This window comes from Streptomyces sp. NPDC057099 (assembly GCF_042671245.1).
Lineage (GTDB): Bacteria > Actinomycetota > Actinomycetes > Streptomycetales > Streptomycetaceae > Streptomyces > Streptomyces purpurascens.
Map to the genome: position 1 here is coordinate 85,678 of NZ_JBHUTX010000009.1, position 18,197 is coordinate 103,874.

Consider the following 18,197-nt stretch of genomic DNA (forward strand, 5'->3'; position numbering starts at 1 on the left):
CGCGCTACCCGTGAGCATCCGCGCAGGCACGGCATCCGGGCAGTGATCCCCGTCCGCCCACGATCTGCGGGAGTACCGGCCCAAGCGCCGGGCCCTCATCGTGCCCACTCGGCGACCGGCATTCGAGAACAGCTGGCCACCACGATCAGAACCAGCTCCACCACCCGAGGCGAAAAAGGGAGATCAGAGATCGAAGGCGAACTCATCGGGAGTCGACCGGCATGGAGCCGTGCTGGCGCGCAGTGTGATCAGAGGTTTCAGCAAGACATGCCTGGGTGGCGAGGTGGGCGAGGTGAGCCGCTCCACCATCAGGTCGACGGCGATCCGGCTCATCTCCTTGGCCGGAATCTCGGACGCGGTAAGCGGTGGACTCACCTGCTCCGCCCAGCGGCTGCTCGCCAGACCGGCGACCGAGAAGTCGCGCGGCACGCTGCGGCCGTGACGGGTCAGCCCGCGGTAGATCCCCTCGAGGGCCGCTTCGTTCATGACGACCATGGACGTGGTTTCCGGATCGTCCTGCAGGATCCGTTCCACGACATCTTCTCCCGCTGCGACGTCGTCGCCGCTGGGGTACGCCCGCGGGGCCAGTCCTACCTCCTTCATCGCCTCGGTGTAGCCCTCGCTGCCGAGCCGCGCGTATCCGTACCCGCTGTTGACGATCTGCTCCGACTTGTTGACGAAGGCGATGTGACTGTGGCCAAGGTCGGTCAGGTGCTGAACGCATCCGCTTGCCAGGGCGGCGAAGTCGAGGTCGACCCATCCGACCGCGTCCGTTCCGCGGTTTCGACCGATGGCCACGAAGGGGAAGGCCGTCTCGGCAAGGTGCTCGATGCGGTCGTCCTCCCGGCGCACCTCCATGATGATCACCCCGTCCACGCGTCGTTCGCTGATCATGCGTCGGAACGAGGGGTCCTTCCCCGACTTGCAGGGCGTGAGCAACAAGTCATAGCCGTACGAGGTGGCTGACTCGGCCACCCCGCCGATGAAAGCGAGTTGGACGGGCGGGTAGTCGCTGTCAGCGCCGGACGGCGGGAAGAGGAGTGCGAGCGTGTGTGTCGCGCCACGGTCCGCAGCCGCTGTTGCCCGATCGCCCGTGTGGTCCATCATGGTCGGTCTGCCGGCAGGCGTTGCTCGGCCCAGATGGTTTTGCCAGTGGGGGTATGGCGGGCGCCCCAGCCTTGAGTGAGCTGGGCCACCATCTGCAGTCCTCGGCCTCCTTCGTCGTAGGTGTGCGCACGGCGCATATGGGGCGCGGCGCTGCTGGCGTCGGAGACCTCGCAGATGAGGGTCCGGTCCCGGATCAACCGTAGCCCGATGGGGGAGTCCCCGTAGCGGATGGCATTGGTGACCAGCTCGCTCACCACCAGCTCTGTGGCGTACGCCGCGTCGTCGAGCCCCCAGGCCGAGAGCTGACGGGACACCTGGGCCCGGGCCTCGGCCACGACTTCGGGATCCGCCGGTAGCGACCAGGCAGCGACCTGGTCCGTGTGCAAGGCACGGGTGCGCGCCAGAAGCAGAGCCACGTCGTCCGCGGGGCTTTCCGGCAGCATGGCTTTGAGGATGATGTCGCAGCTGACGTCCAGCGAGGGGACGGCGGAAGCCAGAGCTTCGCAGAGTCGTTCAATGCCGAGACCAAGATCGTGGCCCCGGACTTCGATCAGGCCATCGGTGTAGAGGGAGAGCATGCTTCCCTCGGGGAGTTCCAGCTCGGTGGACTCGAAGGGCACGCCGCCGACTCCCAGAAGTGGGCCTGGGTTCAGCTGGACCACTTCGACCGTCCCGTCAGGGAGCAGCACGGCAGGTGGGACATGGCCGGCGCTGGCGAGCGTACAGACGCGAGAGACCGGGTCGTACACCGCGTAGAGGCAGGTCGCACCGACCTCAGCTGCGTCGGGCTCGTTCGGGGCCAGAGTGTCGCTGTTCAGGGTCAGTTGGATGACCAGTTCGTCGAGCTGGGTGAGCAACTCGTCCGGAGGCAGATCGACCGCGGCGAGCGTGCGCACCGCCGTACGCAGTCGCCCCATGGCGGCCGAGGCATGGATGCCGTGGCCGACCACGTCGCCGACGACCAGGGCGATGCGGGTGCCCGACAGCGGGACCACGTCGAACCAGTCGCCGCCCACTTGGGACCCCTTGCCGATCGGCAGATAGCGGTGTGCCACTTCGACAGCCGCTTGCTTGGGCAGATGACGGGGCAGCAGACTGCGCTGGAAAGTGAGGGCTTTTGCGCGTTCGACGGAGAATCGGCGAGCGTTGTCCACACTGATGGCCGCCCGGCTTGCGAGTCCTTCGGCGAGGGGCAGATCATCGTGCTCGTAGGGTTCCGAGCCTTCTGCGCGGGCGAAGACCGCGATTCCGAGAATCGTGCCCCGCGCCTGTAGTGGGGTGGCCAGGAGCGAGTGGAATCCGCACTCCTCCACGGGAGCGGATCTCCCCATGACGTCGGCGACCCACCCGGAGAAGTCGGGGTCGTCAGTTCCGCACAGCACCGTTCGGCCGTTCGCCAGGGCACGCGCTGCGGGCGAGAAGGCGGGGTAGGCGGTGACCTCGCCCGTCACGGCATCGGGTATGCCCTCGGCGGACTGGTGCGCGACCCGGCGCAGCGTCATGGCGGCGGCAGGAGCGGATGGTGCCGCCTTTCCGCGCGTTACGGCATCGAGCAGTTCCACACTGGCCGAGTCGGCGAACCGGGGGACGGCCAGATCGGCCAGTTGTTGAGCCGTGCGCGTCACACTCGAGGTGGTTCCGATACGGGTACCCGCTTCGTTCAGCAGGGCTAGGCGCTGCCGTGTGGCGAACTCCTTGCTGCTGTCGAATGCGGCGGACCCGACCCCGGCCACCTCGCCGGTGTCGGGGTTGCGGACGGGCCACAGCTCAATGGTCCAGGCACGTTGGTGAGCGGAACGCAGATCTGGGGCAAGGCGCTCATAGCGCATTGGCTCGGCTGCCTGGGCCACACGGCGTACACATTGGGAAAGCGCCTCGTCAGCGCGGTCTGAATCCAACACGTCCGAGTAGCGCCACGCGCATGCTTCAGCCGCTCGCCGCCTGCCTTCCGAAGCTCCGGCTTGCCCGGCGGTGCTCTGCGCTCCATCGACGACAGCGGGCCCGGCCGTCCCCTCTGTCGGCGAGGGCTGCACGCGCCCTTGCGCTGAGCTGGAGGTTGTGCTGTACGTGGACAGCGCGACGGTGGACTGGTCGAAGGCCCACTCCACCATCAAACGATCATGGTCCGCCTCGGCCGCCTCCGCACTGGCGGTCACGACGAACGCCTGGGGTGTTCCGTCGTCACCGAGCGAGGGATGGAGGTGAAGGTTCAGATCGACGCGGTGCCCGTCCAGGTGCCGGAGTGCCGCTGCGCCGCTCCATTCCCGGGCTTCGATGAGAGAGAGCCCCGCCACCTTGGGGAACTTGCCGACGATCAGGAGGTCCGCGGCGCTGTGCCCGACAACTTCCGGGGGGTGGTAGCCCAGCAATTGCCGAGCCCTCTCGCTCCACCCTGTAACCGTGCCCTGAGCGTTGATGATGGCCAGAGGGTCACCGATCGACCACCTGGAGTGTCCGGCTTCCCTCGGATAACTGGTCATGCTCGCCACCCGCCCGGCCGATGTTGCTCACAGCCCCATCGTGCATGTGCGGAAAGAGTCGAACAAGTTGGACGGTTATCCAGATATCCGGGCAAATCTGATCAGGAGGGTCTTTCATGGACATGATGGATTCACTCGGACACGTCGTGGCCGGCCAGGTGGAGGAGGATGGTGAGGAAATCAGCCCGCGGTACGGCCAGCGGGCTGTGAAGCAGTCGGGTGCGGTTGCGCGCCCGGCGCCCGGCGATTCCCCGAAGGCGCCTGTATCAGCGCGGGAACTTCACGTTCAGGAGGGAACCGTGGCGTGCGAAGACGGGAATGCGCTCCAGGGGAGCGTCGGCCCTCGTGGTCTGGTCGCCTTCATGAACATTGCCCGTGGCGGTGTCCACCCAGTCGGCGCCGGCTGGCAGGTAGACCTGGCGGCACCGGTCGCCGAGCCGGGTCACTGGGGCGATCAGCAGGTCCGGCCCGCACAGGAACTGGTCCTCGATCGTCCAGGCGGCGGGATCGTCGGGAAAGCCGAAGAACAGCGGTCGCATGACCGGTGCGCCCGAGTCGGCCGCGGAGGCCATCTGGCGGTGAAGATAGCCCCGAAGATCCTGGCGCAGGCGCAGCTGTCGGGTCAGAATCTGGTAGGCATTCTCCCCGTAGGACCACAGTTCGTTGGGCCCTCCGCTTGGGCCGGCAGCGGTGACCTCGTGCGGTTCGCGGTATCCGTGCATCCGTAGCAGTGGACAGAAGACGGCGAACTGGAACCAGCGGATGATCAACTCCTGATAGCTGGGGTCGTCCGGGTCACCACCGTGGAATCCGCCGATGTCGGAGGTCCACCAGGGAAGGCCGCTCAGGCCCGCGCTCAGCCCAGCCGGCACCTGTGCCGCAAGCGCCTCGAAGGTGGCGGGGATGTCACCTGACCACAGAGCCGCCGCGTAGGCCTGGCTGCCGGCCCACGCGGAGCGCACCAGACTGACGGGAACGTCTTCGCCTTCGGCACGCATATGCTCGAAGATGCCCCGCACATGTTCGCGCGGATACAGATTGGCCACCGCCCGGCCAGGTCCCGCCGCGTAGCGCAGATGGCTGAACTCTTCGGGGAACATCTCCGGCTCGCAGGCGTCCAGCCACCACAGGCGGAAGCCGAGATCGTAATAGTTGCGTTTGACGCGGCTCCATAGGTAATCACGAGCCCGTCCGTCGGTGGCGTCGTAGAACACCACGGGCAGTGACTTCCCGTCGACCTGGCTGTCGGGAAAGACGTGCTGGAAAGGCTGGCCCTGCTCCGTTCCCAGAAGCAGTCGCTCATTTCTCATGTGCGTGTAGTTCTCGCTGAGGACGCTGACGGACGGCCACACAGAGACCAGCGGCCGTACGCCCATGCCCGCCAGTTCAGCCACCATGCCGGCCGGGTCGGGCCAGTCGGCAGCGGCGAAGCGCCAGTCACCCACATGCGGCCAGTGGAAGTAATCCACGGCGATGACGGACAAAGGAAGTCCCCGCCGCTGGTACTCGTGAGCAACTCCCAGCAGCTCGTCTTGTGTTCGGTAGCGTAGGCGGGACTGCCACAAGCCAAGGGCCCATTCCGGCAGCACGGGGGCGTGGCCGGTGACATCGGCATAGTTGCGCATGATGCTGGCGGGAGTCGGACCGGTGGTGATCCAGTAGTCGATCTGTTCGGCGGCGTCGGCGACCCACCGGGTCTGATTGGCGGCCAACTCCACACGTCCAATGGCCGGCAGGTTCCACAGCAGGCCGTAGCCGCGGGAGGAGAGGGTGAAGGGGATCGTCACCTCACTGTTGCGCTGTACCAGGTCGATCACCATGTGCTTGTGGTCGAGGCGCCCGTGGGAGTGCTGGCCCAGCCCGAAGAACTGTTCACCGTCATAGGCCGCGAAGCGTTGCTCCAGCCGGTAGCGGCCCTCGCTGACGGGTGTGAACTGGCGGGGACCGGGCCAGGTGAAGTGGCCGACGGACTCTCTGAGCAGCTCGGTTCCGTCCTGCGTACGCGTGAAACGCAGGTGGCCCTGGGGCGACAGTTCGACCCGTAGCTGCCCGACGGTGAGGAGCTGACCGCCGTCGGGACCGGCTCCCAAGAATGCCTCGGCGACTGGGGGCACACTCAGGGCCCCTGGGAGGTCGTCGCGCACGCGTTGCCGGGCCGAGCGCACCCTGACGCTGTCGGCGCCCCATGGCTCCACCCGCAAGACGTGCTCGTCGTCACCGAACTCGAGACATACGGCCGGGCGGGAGTCGGAGAGCCGGGAGTTGTTCCCAGCTGAGCCGTAAGCGGAGGCGGAGGGCACGGCCCTTGTGCCGTCGGGAGGAGACATATTGCTCCTTTCTTAGGTCTGCGGCGCAGTCAGTCCCTGACTGCTCCAGTGGTGAGATCGGAGGCGATGTGTCTCTGGAGAATGGCCAGAAGCACCGCAGCGGGTAGGGAAGCGATGACGGCGGTGGCCATTACCGAGTTCCAGCTGCTGGGACTGGTGCCGGCGCCGATGTAGTCGTACAGACCCAGTGTGATCGGTTTCCAGGTCGTGGAGTTGAGGTTGAGCGTGGCGGCGAAGAGGAAGTCGCCCCATGCGAAGAGGAACGAAAGCAGCCCTGATGTGATCAGTGCGTTGCGGGACATGGGAAGCACGATCTGCCAGAAGGTGCGTACCGCGCCCGCACCATCCAGTGCCGCTGCCTCCAGTAGGGATCGGGGGATAGCGGTCATAAAGGCCCGAAGGACGAGAACGGCGAAGGGGAGGGTGAGCGTGGTGTCCGCGAGGATCAGTGCTTGGGCCGAGTTGAGTATCCCGACGGAGTCGAAGATTCGGAACAACGCGCTGGCCATGACGATGCCGGGTACCAGTTGGACGACCAGCAGCGCGCCCAGCAGTGACTTGGCACCCGGAGAACGCAGCTGCGCCAGCGCGTAGGCCGCCGGTGCGGCCAGCGCCAGCGTCAGCACAGCGGCGCTCGCGGCGATGATCAGGGATGCCGCCAGATGGCCGCCCTGCTGGGACAGCGCGTCCCGGTAGCCGCTGAGTGTGCCGCCGAGGGGGAGCCAGCGCGGTGAGCGCCGGGCCAGCTGCTCATTGGTCTGGAAGGATGAATTCACCATCCAGTACAGCGGGAAAAGCATGACGGCGACGACGGTGATACCCAACGCGGATTTCACCCGGGCTGGTACGGCCCGATTCCCTTCGCCGTGCCCCGGAGTGTGACGGCTCTTGACAGCGCGACCGGCGGTCATTGCCGGGCTCCGGCTTCAGCGTGCAGCTCGCGTAGATACAGCAGGGCGAAGACGGCGGCCACGATGATGAGCAGATCACCTGCGGCCGCACCGAGACCGAACTCCGACAGTCCGCCGAAAGACAGCTGGTAGGCGAAGGTGGTGATCGTGTGGGTCGCGTTTGCCGGGCCGCCCTTGGTCATCACCCAGATCACGTCGAAGACCTTCAGCGTGTAGATCAAGCCGAGCGTCAAGACGATGCCGATCACGGGTCTGAGCTGGGGCAGTGTGACATGGCGGAACTGCTGCCAGTGGCTGGCGCCGTCCAGGGCAGCCGATTCATACAATTCCGTCGGGATGGCCTGCACCCCGCCGTAGAGGATGACCATGTTGAACGGCACACCGATCCAGATGTTGCAGATCAGTACTGCAGCCATCGCGGTGTTGGGAGTGTTGAGCCACGGCACCGGGTCCTGAACCAGGTTGAGGGCGAGCAGAATTTGGTTGACCACGCCGTCGGTATCGAGAATCCACCGGAACAACGTGCCGGATACGACCAGGGGCATGAGCCAAGGGATCAACAGAAGAGACCGCAGTAGCCGGCTGAGGGGAAACGAGCGGCGAAAGAACTCCGCCAGTCCCAGGCCGATCGTGAACTGGAAGAAGAGTGAGACCGTGATGAAAACCACGGTATTGACGGCCGCCGTGGAAAATGCCGGGGTGCTCAGCAGCCTGCGGTAGTTGCTGAGGCCGATGAAAGGGGCGTTTCCTGTATAGAGGGATTCGATGCCGTAGTCCTGAAAGGACAGCAGCACATTGCGTGCCAGAGGATAAAGGTAGAAGAGCACGACGAACACGACGACCGGCACGATGAACCCGATCCCGAGTCGTCGGTTGCGGAAGCCTGGTGCCACCGGGTGGGACGGTTGTGGCGAGTCCCTGGGGCCAGGCTGCTCCGTATTCCTGGGAAGTGCCGGGGGCACAGCTAGCTGCCCGGGATGGTTGCCGTCAGTGCGTGCTGAGCACGGCCCGGTGACCCGACCTTCATTCCGTCGCCTGCCTCTGTGCTTCGGCCAGCGCCGCGCTGGGGGACTTGCTCCCGGACAATGCTGTCTGGACCGCGGTCCACAGTGCTTGCGAGTACTTCGGATATTCCGGGCCGAGTTCCGCCGTGCGGCTCTTGGCGCTTCCAATGGTCTGCACGAATGTCTTCATCGCGGGCACGGAAGCTCCGAGCGCTGTGGCCACCTTCGGATCGGACGGTACGTAGTTGGTGAGCTTCGCCCAAGCCAGGCTGTTGTCCTTCGAGACCAAGCACTTGATGACTTCGGCTGCCTTGTCGGCCCTGTCTCCGCTGCCGCCGGCCGCCCATACCTCTCCGCCAAGGGCACCGGAGGAGGTGCCCGAGGCCGGGGCGGGCATCGGCACGACGCCGAAGTCCTTCATCCCTGCCTTTTGTAGCTGGGGAAGCTCCCATGGGCCATTTACCATCATAGCCAGTGAACCGTTGGTGAACTGCTCCCCGACTTCCGTCTGATCCCAGCTGAGCACGTCCTTGGGTGCCGAACCGTCGGAGACCAGGTCTTTCACGAAGCTCAGTGCCGACACGCCCTGTGGTGAATCGAGATTTTCCAGGGAAGCGCCGGCACTGAAGAAGAAGGACTCGAATTGGAAACTTCCTTCTTCCGTGGCCGGTGCGGCGAAACCGATTCCGTGTACCTTGTTTCCCTGGGTCAGTCTCTTGGCCGTGATGCGCAGCTCGTCCCACGTGGAAGGCGGCGTGACGCCCGCCTTCTTGAGCATCGACTTATTGTAGTAAAGGGCCAGCTGATTCACGCCGGGCGCCACGCCGTACAGCTTCCCCCGGTACTTGCCCGACTCGACGATGTTCGGATACAGCCCGTCCGTCTTCACGCCGCGCGCGTCGAGGTCGACGAGGGCTCCCGTAGCGGCGAGCTGTTGCAAATCAGGGTTGTCGACGAGAATCAGATCCGGTAGCTCGCGACTGTTGGCCAACTGGAGCAGTCTTGTGCGCAGGTCCGGCACGATCTGCCGCTCGATGACCACCCCGGCCTGCTTGCCGCACCGGTTGAGCAGCTTGGGCAGTGCGCTGCGCGTGGGTTCGGCGTTGTAGTAGTCCATTTCGGACAGAGTGATCTTTTCGTTGTCCGTGGACCCGTCGTCACCGCAGGCGGTCAGTAGTAGACCGGCTGCGGTGGCCGCCGCCACCAACGTCACGAATGGCCGGGTAGGGCGGGATCCATTGGCGGTGCGCATGGCGGCTCCAAGGTGAATCGGCAGGCAGGCTGACATGTGCGGCTCATGCCTTCTGCCTGGAGGGAAGGGCAGACCCGGATGGGAATGCCACGGACCGCGAGTGCGGTGGTACTGGAGCGGTGTCTTGACTTCGCGATGAACTGCTCGACGCGAACTCTCGTATCCTCCGAAAGGCTGGCGATCACCCACCTCATTGTTGAACCGGTTCGGCTAGCGCTGCATGTATGCCGATTCCATCACGAGATGCGTGGTTTATCATGACATTCCGTCTTGACTTACAGCGGCTAACATAATGAGGTGGATCGGTCCTGGTTGCCGCGTCCGGGCACGAGTTGAGCGTTCGGTCCGATGTGGGAACTCAGATTCTGGTATCCCGGCCGCAAGCCGCTGCCTGACCGGGATGTGCTGTGCGGGATCTTGTACGGGCTGCACGCTGAGATCCAGTGGGAGTACGTGCCGCAGGATCTCGGTTTCGGTTTGGGCATGACGTGCTGGCGGGCGGCTGCGGGACTGGAACGAGGCTGGCGTGTGGCAGAGGCCGCACGAGGTCCTGCTGGCCGAGCTGAACGCTGCCTAACGGCTGGACTGGTCCCGTTGCGTGGTCGACTCCTCCCACGTCAGGGCCCTAGAAGGGGGATCCACACGGGTCCCTCGCGGTCGACTCTTCCGCCAGCGGACTGGCATCCCCTGGCGTGATCTGCCCGCGCGCTTCGGCAAGGGGAAGACAGTGCACGACAGGCATCGCAGGTGGTCGGCGGACGGCACATGGGATCGGGTCTTGTGTGCCGTTCAGACCAATGCCCGACGCGGACGGGCGGGTCGACTGGAACATCGTCGGCATCGACTCGACGACCTGTCGAGTCCATCAGCACGCCGCCGGGGCCCGAAGCCGCCCGCCTCGGATTCCGGGCCGAGGCAAGCGGCCCACCCAGCACCGCCCCGATGAAGCCCTCGGCCGGTCCCGATGCGGGCTGACCACCAAACTTCATCTGGCCCTGTTGTCGGCCGTGGGCGTCGCCGGGTGCGGGGGCGCCGAGCGGGCCCAGGTCCAGGGGCCCGCGCCCACCCGGAGCCCGGCCCCTGGTCCGGTCTACGTCAACGACTGGCTGGGGCATCCGCTCAGCCGCCCCAAGGTCTTGAGCCTGACCGAGTTCACCACGCTCTTCCACCTGAAGTGGCGGAACTGGGGGCAGCCGAAGGCGCAGGCCACCGGTGAGGTGAGCGGCGCGTGGTGCTCCCCCGGGTGCAGCACGTCTCGTGGCTACTCCGTCACCGTCGAGCTGTCCGGTCTGGAGCGGCAGGAGAGAGTCTCGTACTACTCCCGTGCCGGCGTGCGGTCCTCGCATCACCTGCCGGCCTCGGACGGGCAGGGCGATCTGCGCTCGCTGCCTCTGGTCGTCCCCGAAACCTAGACATCTACGTCCCCAACCCCGGAGCAGGAGATCTGCCAAGCGATGACCGATGTGCTGCTCGTGGAGGACGACGCGCTGCTGCGTGAGGCGACCCAGCTGTCCCTGGAGCGTTACGGGGATGAGGTACGCACGGCTGCCACGGGCCGGGACGTCGAGGTGAGGGTGCATCGGGACGAGGTGGTGGAGACCGACCCGCGCCGGGTCGAGCGGATCCTGGCCAACCTGATCACCAACGCCCATCGGCACGGGGCCCCGCCGGTGGCTCTGGAGGTCGACGGGACGTGCCTACACGTACGCGACCACGGTTCCGGGTTCCCCGAAGACCTTCTGGCAGAGGGCCCCCGCCGCTTCCGTACCGGAGCGCGGGAGAGGGGAAAGGGCATCGGCCTGGGCCTGACCATCGTCATGGGCCAGGCCCGGATCCTCGGCGCCCGGGTGTCCTACGCAAACCTTCCCGAGGGCGGCGCCCGAGCCACGCTCGACCTCGCACCCGGCCGCCCTGTCTGATCGGAATCCCCGCCCGACCGGGTGCTCCAGCACGTTGCAGGCTACGTCGCGAGTGCGCCTGGAACATCCGCTCATTTGGTAAGTCTGCGGTAGCAGATCAGGGTGCAGGCGATGCCGGTGATGGCCAGGAAAGGGTCTGCTTTGCGTTCATGCCGACCGCGTTCGATGGTCCAGCGGTGGCGGCCGAGTCGTTGCAGGGTCCCGATGCCCCTGCGGGCGATGCGGTGCCGGATACCTCGGCCGGATACCCATGGGAGCAGGTGGTTGTAGTCGTAGCCCCGCTCGCGGAGTGTGCGGGCCGTGTCGAGACGCCGACTTCGTGTCGGTGGCCAATCCGGGATCCTCACGCACGGCCACACCAGCGATCAGCTGTCTGCGGGGAGGTCCCCGTAAAGGAGCTGTGCCGTGAGTTCCATGCACCGCGTCCGGGCCGCGGAGAAGCCGTAGGGCATCTTGGTGACCGCTTCGAAGGCGCTCATCTGTGCGTCCTCCTCGTCGCTCGCCTCGGCGTCGTAGATCTCGAAGAGCTTCTCCTCGGCCGCGTCCAGTCCGGCCGCTTCAATGGCCTGGAGCAGGGCCTTGTGGTGGGCGCAGTGCTGCGCGGCGAGTTCCTCGACCTGCGGGTCGTGGGGGTCGACGGTGTCATCGAGGGCGGCGTCGGCCGCGTCGAGGCGGTCTGCCTCGGCCCGTAAGTCGGGGTGGGTGGCCAGGGTGATGAACACGCTGGCCTGAATTGCGGCTCCCAGCGGCCCGAAGATCCGTTCCGTGACCAGCAGGGCGTCCAGGTCGGAGGGGCGCAGTGCGCCAGAAGGCAGGTGGCTGAGCCGGTCCGTGACCAAGGGGGAGAGCAAGCCCAGTGGGCTGCCCACGACCCGCAGGCGTTGGACTGCCGCGCGCTGACGCTTGATGTCGGCCTCCTGGGCGGCCAGGGTCTCCTCCAGCCGGCCCAGGACGTCCTCAACGTCCCGGGCTTCGTCGAAGGCGGCGCGCATGTCGTCCAGGCTGATGCCGGCCTCGGACATCTTGCGGATCCACAGCAGGCGGATCATGTCGTCGTAGCCGTAGCGGCGGCGTCCGTCTCCGCCTCGCTCGGGCTCCGGCAGCAGACCGATCTGGTGGTAGTGGCGAATGGCGCGCGGGGTGGTTCCGGCGAAGGCGGCGGCATCGCCGATCTTGACCTCGCGGGGAGGCGTGGCGGAGGGGTACATCGCAGACAGGGCCTTTCGTGCTGTGGTGCCCTCGACGACATCACATGCCGCTACGGCATGTGCAACTACACACCACCCGGACCCTGACGGGCTATCGGGCGCACCCTCGCCATTGGTGTCCCGTCCCAGGACAGGCCTCGTGCGCGGCCGAGCGGAATGGGTGGGGAGAGCTCCATCAACCAGTGCCTGGCTGTCCTGTCGTGTGTGTTGGCACCCGAGTCCGATGAACAGGGGCAGGCCGGAATGCTCCGTGATGAGGTGGACCTTTGGCCTGCACGGGGACAACAGGTGCTGTCGGTGCGGGGGCAGGACGGCCACGGTCGCGCCGAGGTCCTCGGCCGCCTCTTCGACTTCGCGGGTCAGGAACTCTGTCTGCCGGCCCAGCGCGGAGAGGCGGGCGGCGATCTGGCGGCCCTGCACGGTCTCCAGGGCGCCGGCGAACTGGCCGCTCGTCTCCAGGAGTAGTTCTGGGGGCGGGAGTGCTGGGGGCACCCTGGCCACCCGAGTCGGAGTCGGCGACAGCTCCGGTGCCGTGGCACGCCTGCCCGAGCAGCCGACCCGTCGCAGGAAGGCACTCTCCGGTGCGAAATACTCTCCCGATGAGGTCACGCACTTCCCCGGTCAGCCAGCCGATCACGATACGGCGGGCCGTCGCGCGGGATGCCAAGCGGCTCACGCGGCTCGTGCGTGGCTCGAGCGCCTACGAGGGTAAGTACGCATCCGCAGTCGCGGGCTACCGGGTCGGTCCTGATTACATCGAGGCCCACCGCACCTTCGTGGCCGTGGGCGCCGACGAGCATGGAGGCCGGGTCCTCGGGTTCTACTCGCTCGTCCTCGCTCCACCGGAGCTCGACCTGCTGTTCGTCGCCGACGAAGCGCAGGGACGGGGGATTGGACGACGGCTCGTCGCGCACATGTGCTCCGAGGCGCGTGCCGCCGGGATCGACCGTGTCAGGGTCGTGTCGCATCTTCCCGCCGAGGGCTTCTACCACCGGGCCGGCGCAGTGCGGACCGGGACCGCGTTTGCGAACCCGCCCGCCGTGCCCTGGGACCGTCCCGAATTCGAGTTCCGCATTCCTTCGGAATGACGCGGCGCGGGTGCACAGCGCACCGGCTTCGCCTGCATGGTGGCTGGCATGCAGGAGCCGCTGGACGCCGCGCGCTGTCGTGTGTGCCGTCGGGTGTTCGCCGCGTTGACCCCACACCTTCCCGGGGCCCGGCTCAAGGTGCTGGGCGCGGTGGGACGCCCCCCCGGATGCCCCAATCTGCGGCCGCTGAGCTGTTCGCCATGGCGCAGCGGCCGCAGCCGGGCATCGAGGGCAAGGCGGTCGGCGGCGGCGCGCACGCCGACCAGGTGCGCTCGCCGGGGGCTGTGAGCTGAGCTCCTGGCGCGCGTCCGGGAACCGATACCGGAAATCAGGCCGCGACGAGCTCCTGCTCGCGGTCCGGCGTCTTGACCTTGGGCTTCTTGTTGGGCAGCGAGAGCCGGAAGACCTTGTGCCACGCGGAGAACACCTGCTTGGGCAGCGGCCCGGTGACGTACTCCAGCTCGTACTTCTCGAACAGCGCGCGCACCTTCACCGCGACCTCGGCGTACCGGTTGCTCGGCAGGTCCGGGAACAGGTGGTGCTCGATCTGGTGCGAGAGGTTGCCGGTCATGAAGTGCATGGCCTTGCTGCCGCTGATGTTCGCCGAGCCCATCATCTGGCGCAGGTACCACTGGCCGCGTGTCTCGCCCTTGATCGACCGGCGCTCGAAGACCTGCACGCCCTCGGGGAAGTGCCCGCACATGATCACCGAGTGGGTCCAGAGGTTGCGGACCAGGTTCGCGGTGAACGTGGCGGCGAGCGTGGTGAGGAACGACGGGCCCGACAGCAGCGGGTGGATCACGTAGTCCTTGAGGACCTGCTTGCGGATCTTGCGGCCCACGGCCCTGGCCCGCGCGCGGAACTCCGGGTTCTTGCGGCGGCGCTTGTGCAGGTTCTTGCCGAGCTCCAGGTCGTACGCCGCGATGCCGTACTCGAAGAAGCAGGCGTTGATGAAGTTCCACAGCGGCTGGCCGAGGTGGAACGGGTGCCACTTCTGGTCCTCGTCGACGCGCATGATGCCGTAGCCGAGGTCGTTGTCCTTGCCGATCACGTTGGTGTACGTGTGGTGCAGCTCGTTGTGCGAGTGCTTCCACTGGTCGGCCGGCGAGACGTGATCCCAATCCCAGGTGGTGGAGTGGATCTTCGGGTCCCGCATCCAGTCCCACTGGCCGTGCAGGACGTTGTGGCCGATCTCCATGTTGTCCATGATCTTCGCCACGGACAGGCCGGCGGTGCCGATCAGCCACGCGGGCGGGAAGAACGAGAACAGCAGCACGCCCCTGCTGACCAGCTCGAGCTTGCGCTGCGCCGAGATGACCTTGCGGATGTAGGCGGCGTCCTTCTCGCCGCGGTCGGCGATCACCTCGTCGCGGATCGCGTCCAGCTCGCGGCCGAGCTCCTCGATCTGCTCCGCGGTCAGGTGGGCGGTGGGGTCGATGGCGGTCAAGCTGTTCCTACCGTTCGATGTCGCAGGGGCCCGCCGCGGCGGACACGCAGGTCTGGATGAGGACGCCAGGTTCGGCTTCGGTGATCTCGCCGGTGCGCAGGTCGCGGACGGCGCCCGCCTTGAGCGGGGTGACGCAGCCGAAGCAGATACCCATGCGGCACCCGGAGGGCATGAGCACGCCGGCCTCCTCGCCGATGTCCAGCAACGGGGTGGCGCCGTCCGCGTCGACGGTCTTGCCGGTGGTGCTGAACGTGACCTCGCCGCCGTCGCCCGCTACGACGATGCTGGGGCGGAAGCGTTCGGTGTGCAGGCGCTCCGGTATGCCGTGCTCGCTCCAGTGCTCTTCGGCGGCGTCGAGCAGGCCCGTGGGCCCGCAGGCCCAGGTCTCGCGCTCGGCCCAGTCGGGCACCAGTTCGTCGAGACGGGCGATGTCGAGCTTGCCGTCCGTGTCGGTGTGCACCTCGGTGAGCCGCAGCTTCGTGTCCGCGACCAGGTCGTGCAGTTCGTCGCGGAAGATCACGTCTTGCGGCCGCGGCGCGCAGTGGACCATGACGACGTCGTCGAACTCGGTGTCGCGCAGCATGCCCATCACGGGCGTGATGCCGCTGCCGGCCGTCAGGTAGAGCACCTTGGCGGGCTTGGCCTGCGGCAGCACGAAGTCACCGGTCGGCTGGTCGAGCTGGATCAGCGTGCCCGGTTCTGCCCTGCGGACGAGGTGGTTGCTGACCTTGCCGTCCGGGATCGCCTTCACGGTGATCGTGACGCGGCCGTCCTGGCGGTCTGTCGGCGAGGTGAGGGAGTAGGCACGCCAGAGGCGCACCCCGTCGACGTCGACCCCGATCCGCACGTACTGACCGGCTGTGTGGCCGCGCCAGCCCCGTCCCGGCCTGATCACGATGGTCGCGGCGTCACCCGTCTCGGGGTGCACGGCCTCGATGCGCCCCCGCAGGTCAGCGCCCGCACGCAGCGGGCTGACCAGGTCGAGGTAGTCCGACGGCAGCAGCGGCGTCGTGACCATCTCCAGTAGTTTCCACGCCCTGCTGCGGAGGGCTGTACTCGTCATGACTTCAGCTTGCTGTGCCTCAGGGCGTAAAGTCCTGTCCGTAGGACGTGAATCTGGTCGGCAGAATTGTTCGCAGGGAACAAAACGTGAGCCATGTAACCCGGAGGGCCAGCGAACTGGCCTTGGATGAGACGACGGTCACCGTACTTCGGGCCGCGCTGAAGAGCACCGCCGACGAGGTCGTCCAGGCGATCATCGACGAGGTCCCTTCCTACGCCAACGCCCTTTCGGGACACATGGGCGCCACCATCCGCCGAGCCGTCCGCACCGCCCTGGGGCACTACCTGGACCTCGCGAGCGGGAACGCCACGGGCGGCGACGGCGGTGACGCGGCCTACGAGCTGGGCCGCGGCGAGGTGCGCGACGGCCGTTCGATGGACGCCCTGCTCAGCGCCTACCGCGTCGGCGCCCGCGTGGCCTGGAGATGCCTGGCAGCGGGTGCCGTACCCGCGGGTCTGCCCGCCGCCGAGGTCGCCAAGTTCGCCGAGCTGACCTTCGCCTACATCGACGAGCTCTCCGCCGCGAGCGCCGCGGGCCACGCCGACGAACTGGCCGCCCGGGGCCGGGCCCACGAGCGTCACCTGGAGCACCTGGCCCGCGACCTCCTCGCCGGCGCGAGCCCGGACGTGCTGCTGGCCTCTGCTCAACGGGCCGGGTGGCAGCCTCCGGTTTCACTGACCGCGGTCCTGCTGCCCGCCGCCCAAGCCCGGCCCGCCTACCGCTCGCTCGACCCGAGCACCCTCGTCCTGGACGATCTGCCGGACGCCACCGGTGTGCTGCTCGTCCCCGACGCCGACCGATCACATCTCTTGAGGCGGCTGACCGACCGCACCGCCGTGGTCGGCCCGGCCCGGCCATGGACTCGTGCGTCCGCGTCGTACGCACGAGCCGTACGCGCGCGCTCCCTCTCCTCCGATATTCGCGACACCGAGGACCACCTGCCCGAGCTGGTGCTGAGCGCCGACGCGGACGCGTTCGCGGACCTGCGTGCCCGAGCCCTCGCACCGTTGCGGACCTTGCCTGTCGCGACCGCACGGCGGCTGGAGGAGACGTTGCGGGAGTGGCTGCTGCACCAGGGGAGACGGGACGAGGTGGCAGCGGCGTTGTTCGTCCATCCCCAGACCGTCCGGTACCGGATGTCGCAGCTGCGGGAGCTGTTCCCGGATCTCGCATCGCCACACCGGGTCCTTGAACTGACGCTGGCGGTGGGTCTTCGGGGCAGCTGACGCGTACGTCGACTGTTCGCGAACGCGTCCGTGAGCGGTCCAGGAATCGTGCCTCGTTCTCGATGCCATCAGCCGGCTCATGCGGCCCGGGGAAGAGCGGTATCAGCCGGCTGATACCGGGTGTTGATGTGAAGACCGGACAGGGCCTCGGGAAGCCCGTCGGCGGCGCTGTCTTTCTTCAGGCTTGATACAGGTCTCATGAGACGGGTTGGGAGTTGGCTTCTGACGATGAGACCTGGCCTCCTGACAGTGAGATTCGGTCCCGCTTGACGGTCATGGCGGGCTCCAGGCGATGACGCGTCAGCAGGCACGGTCTTCCACTCGGATCACGGGCGTAGAAGACTCCATTATCTTGAGTTCAAGTCGGGGCTAGCCTGACGTGCCCTGCTCGCTCGTTGGTGAGGAGAGTAAGTGCCCGCTCTGATGAACGCTGTTGATGTCCGCCCGCGCGTGTACTACCGGACCATCCAGATCGGCCCCATCCTCTTCGAACAAGCGCCGGCGGAGGACGACATCGTTCAGATCCCCGGGGAAGGCTGGAGTCTTACCTCCAGCGACAACGACTTCTACCCTTTGGTGCGTTTGGAGGTGTGGGACGGGCCCGCTCCTCAGCCATCAGGCTCTTGGGAGTATGAACGGGCTTTCCATTCCCCGATGGCAGATCGCCTCGCGGTGGTCGACTTGAATGGCGTCTGCTACGGCGAGATCGAGCTCCGACCGGGGCACTATCACCTACGTTTGCTCTGCCGAGGGCGAGATCATGTTGAGGCTCCGCTGGCACTCGATCCCTTCCCTCCTGAAGGGCCGCACGAGGACCCCCTAGAGGTGTGGGTTGTCCAGATTTGGCCTGATGTTGACTGAGGGGTCGCTCCTCAACGCCTTGGCGGAGGCGGCTTCCGGTCTCGACATCGACCACATGGTGCCCCTTGCCGAGGCGTGGGACAGCAAGCCTCGTCCAATGCCGCTACGCCGCGGAGTGGGTGGGTACCAAGCTCCGCTGGATCCTGACGGCTGACGAAGCCGAGTTGGCAATCCTGCGTGAACTGGCCGACGGCTGCCTGCTCGAGACCGTGACGTATGAACCAGCGCCGTAGCCGGCCGCTGCCGCCCAGTTGTCGTCGAGACGGGGACTGCCAAGCGACACGGATATGGGCAAAAGGTGGTT

Annotated in this window: 14 protein-coding genes and 4 pseudogenes; 9 read left to right on the forward strand and 9 right to left on the reverse strand. The window is 66.9% G+C overall.

Translation table 11 applies throughout. The features are described 5' to 3' along the window. Nucleotides 1–183 precede the first annotated feature (183 nt). From ACFT4A_RS15185 to ACFT4A_RS15210, 6 genes are all read right to left on the reverse strand, one after another. Nucleotides 184–1,107: a LacI family DNA-binding transcriptional regulator gene (locus tag ACFT4A_RS15185; protein WP_382829926.1), complete on the reverse strand. Its 924-nt coding sequence runs from the start codon at nt 1,105–1,107 to the stop codon at nt 184–186. Further along, entirely contained in the window at nt 1,104–3,587 is a 2,484-nt protein-coding gene (locus ACFT4A_RS15190) for a SpoIIE family protein phosphatase (RefSeq protein WP_382829929.1), read from the reverse strand. Before ACFT4A_RS15190 ends, ACFT4A_RS15185 begins: the two co-directional genes overlap by 4 nt. Before the next feature lie 266 nt (nt 3,588–3,853). Next, a complete protein-coding gene (locus tag ACFT4A_RS15195) occupies nt 3,854–5,914 on the reverse strand; it encodes a TIM-barrel domain-containing protein (RefSeq protein ID WP_382829932.1) in 2,061 nt (686 codons plus the stop codon). A gap of 29 nt (nt 5,915–5,943) precedes the next feature. Then, nucleotides 5,944–6,714 (reverse strand): carbohydrate ABC transporter permease, encoded by a 771-nt coding sequence (locus ACFT4A_RS15200; RefSeq protein ID WP_382830269.1) that lies wholly within the window; start codon nt 6,712–6,714, stop codon nt 5,944–5,946. 107 nt (nt 6,715–6,821) lie between these two features. After that, on the reverse strand, nt 6,822–7,718 hold the full coding sequence (locus ACFT4A_RS15205) for a carbohydrate ABC transporter permease (RefSeq protein ID WP_382829935.1): 897 nt from the start codon (nt 7,716–7,718) through the stop codon (nt 6,822–6,824). A gap of 130 nt (nt 7,719–7,848) precedes the next feature. Beyond that, nucleotides 7,849–9,081: an extracellular solute-binding protein gene (locus tag ACFT4A_RS15210; protein WP_382829937.1), complete on the reverse strand. Its 1,233-nt coding sequence runs from the start codon at nt 9,079–9,081 to the stop codon at nt 7,849–7,851. Nucleotides 9,082–9,426: 345 nt separating this feature from the next. Here ACFT4A_RS15210 and ACFT4A_RS15215 point away from each other — a divergent pair. The 3 pseudogenes from ACFT4A_RS15215 to ACFT4A_RS15225 form a co-directional block, all read left to right on the forward strand. After that, nucleotides 9,427–9,735 (forward strand): annotated as a pseudogene (locus ACFT4A_RS15215) (transposase); the annotation flags it as partial. Further along, nucleotides 9,725–10,076: pseudogene (locus ACFT4A_RS15220) on the forward strand (transposase); the annotation flags it as partial. The pseudogenes ACFT4A_RS15215 and ACFT4A_RS15220, both read left to right, overlap by 11 nt. A gap of 522 nt (nt 10,077–10,598) precedes the next feature. Further along, nucleotides 10,599–11,000 (forward strand): annotated as a pseudogene (locus tag ACFT4A_RS15225) (sensor histidine kinase); the annotation flags it as partial. Between the two features lie 365 nt (nt 11,001–11,365). Here ACFT4A_RS15225 and ACFT4A_RS15230 read toward each other — a convergent pair. Beyond that, nucleotides 11,366–12,208, reverse strand: a complete 843-nt coding sequence (locus ACFT4A_RS15230) for a MerR family transcriptional regulator (RefSeq protein ID WP_382829939.1) — start codon at nt 12,206–12,208, stop codon at nt 11,366–11,368. Nucleotides 12,209–12,505: 297 nt separating this feature from the next. On the opposite strand from ACFT4A_RS15230, the gene ACFT4A_RS15235 reads away from it, so the two are divergent. The 3 genes from ACFT4A_RS15235 (at nt 12,506) to ACFT4A_RS15245 (ending at nt 13,589) form a co-directional block, all read left to right on the forward strand. Next, nucleotides 12,506–12,673, forward strand: coding sequence for a hypothetical protein (locus ACFT4A_RS15235; protein ID WP_382829941.1), 168 nt, complete (start codon nt 12,506–12,508; stop codon nt 12,671–12,673). Between the two features lie 134 nt (nt 12,674–12,807). Then, nucleotides 12,808–13,296 (forward strand): GNAT family N-acetyltransferase, encoded by a 489-nt coding sequence (locus ACFT4A_RS15240; protein WP_382829944.1) that lies wholly within the window; start codon nt 12,808–12,810, stop codon nt 13,294–13,296. Nucleotides 13,297–13,463: 167 nt separating this feature from the next. Beyond that, nucleotides 13,464–13,589, forward strand: coding sequence for a hypothetical protein (locus tag ACFT4A_RS15245; protein WP_382829947.1), 126 nt, complete (start codon nt 13,464–13,466; stop codon nt 13,587–13,589). A 35-nt stretch (nt 13,590–13,624) separates the two neighbouring features. On the opposite strand, the gene ACFT4A_RS15250 is transcribed toward ACFT4A_RS15245, so the two are convergent. Together ACFT4A_RS15250 and ACFT4A_RS15255 are read right to left on the reverse strand one after the other, a co-directional pair. Then, nucleotides 13,625–14,743: a fatty acid desaturase family protein gene (locus tag ACFT4A_RS15250; RefSeq protein WP_382829949.1), complete on the reverse strand. Its 1,119-nt coding sequence runs from the start codon at nt 14,741–14,743 to the stop codon at nt 13,625–13,627. 7 nt (nt 14,744–14,750) lie between these two features. Continuing rightward, entirely contained in the window at nt 14,751–15,806 is a 1,056-nt protein-coding gene (locus ACFT4A_RS15255; protein ID WP_382829952.1) for a ferredoxin reductase, read from the reverse strand. An 86-nt stretch (nt 15,807–15,892) separates the two neighbouring features. On the opposite strand from ACFT4A_RS15255, the gene ACFT4A_RS15260 reads away from it, so the two are divergent. The 3 genes and pseudogenes from ACFT4A_RS15260 to ACFT4A_RS15270 all read left to right on the forward strand — a co-directional run. Then, nucleotides 15,893–17,032 carry a PucR family transcriptional regulator gene (locus ACFT4A_RS15260; protein ID WP_382829954.1) on the forward strand — a complete coding sequence of 380 codons (1,140 nt, stop codon included), beginning with the start codon at nt 15,893–15,895 and terminating at the stop codon, nt 17,030–17,032. Nucleotides 17,033–17,443: 411 nt separating this feature from the next. After that, nucleotides 17,444–17,893: a hypothetical protein gene (locus tag ACFT4A_RS15265; RefSeq protein WP_382829957.1), complete on the forward strand. Its 450-nt coding sequence runs from the start codon at nt 17,444–17,446 to the stop codon at nt 17,891–17,893. A gap of 28 nt (nt 17,894–17,921) precedes the next feature. Further along, nucleotides 17,922–18,126 (forward strand): annotated as a pseudogene (locus tag ACFT4A_RS15270) (HNH endonuclease); the annotation flags it as partial. Between the last annotated feature and the right edge of the window lie 71 nt (nt 18,127–18,197).

Bases quoted from the DNA above. Each gene is read 5' to 3' on its own strand.
- ACFT4A_RS15185 (WP_382829926.1), bottom strand. From the start codon at position 1,107: ATGATGGACCACACGGGCGATCGGGCAACAGCGGCTGCGGACCGTGGC.
- ACFT4A_RS15190 (WP_382829929.1), bottom strand. From the start codon at position 3,587: ATGACCAGTTATCCGAGGGAAGCCGGACACTCCAGGTGGTCGATCGGT.
- ACFT4A_RS15195 (WP_382829932.1), bottom strand. From the start codon at position 5,914: ATGTCTCCTCCCGACGGCACAAGGGCCGTGCCCTCCGCCTCCGCTTAC.
- ACFT4A_RS15200 (WP_382830269.1), bottom strand. From the start codon at position 6,714: ATGCTTTTCCCGCTGTACTGGATGGTGAATTCATCCTTCCAGACCAAT.
- ACFT4A_RS15210 (WP_382829937.1), bottom strand. From the start codon at position 9,081: ATGCGCACCGCCAATGGATCCCGCCCTACCCGGCCATTCGTGACGTTG.
- ACFT4A_RS15230 (WP_382829939.1), bottom strand. From the start codon at position 12,208: ATGTACCCCTCCGCCACGCCTCCCCGCGAGGTCAAGATCGGCGATGCC.
- ACFT4A_RS15240 (WP_382829944.1), top strand. From the start codon at position 12,808: ATGAGGTCACGCACTTCCCCGGTCAGCCAGCCGATCACGATACGGCGG.
- ACFT4A_RS15245 (WP_382829947.1), top strand. From the start codon at position 13,464: ATGCCCCAATCTGCGGCCGCTGAGCTGTTCGCCATGGCGCAGCGGCCG.
- ACFT4A_RS15255 (WP_382829952.1), bottom strand. From the start codon at position 15,806: ATGACGAGTACAGCCCTCCGCAGCAGGGCGTGGAAACTACTGGAGATG.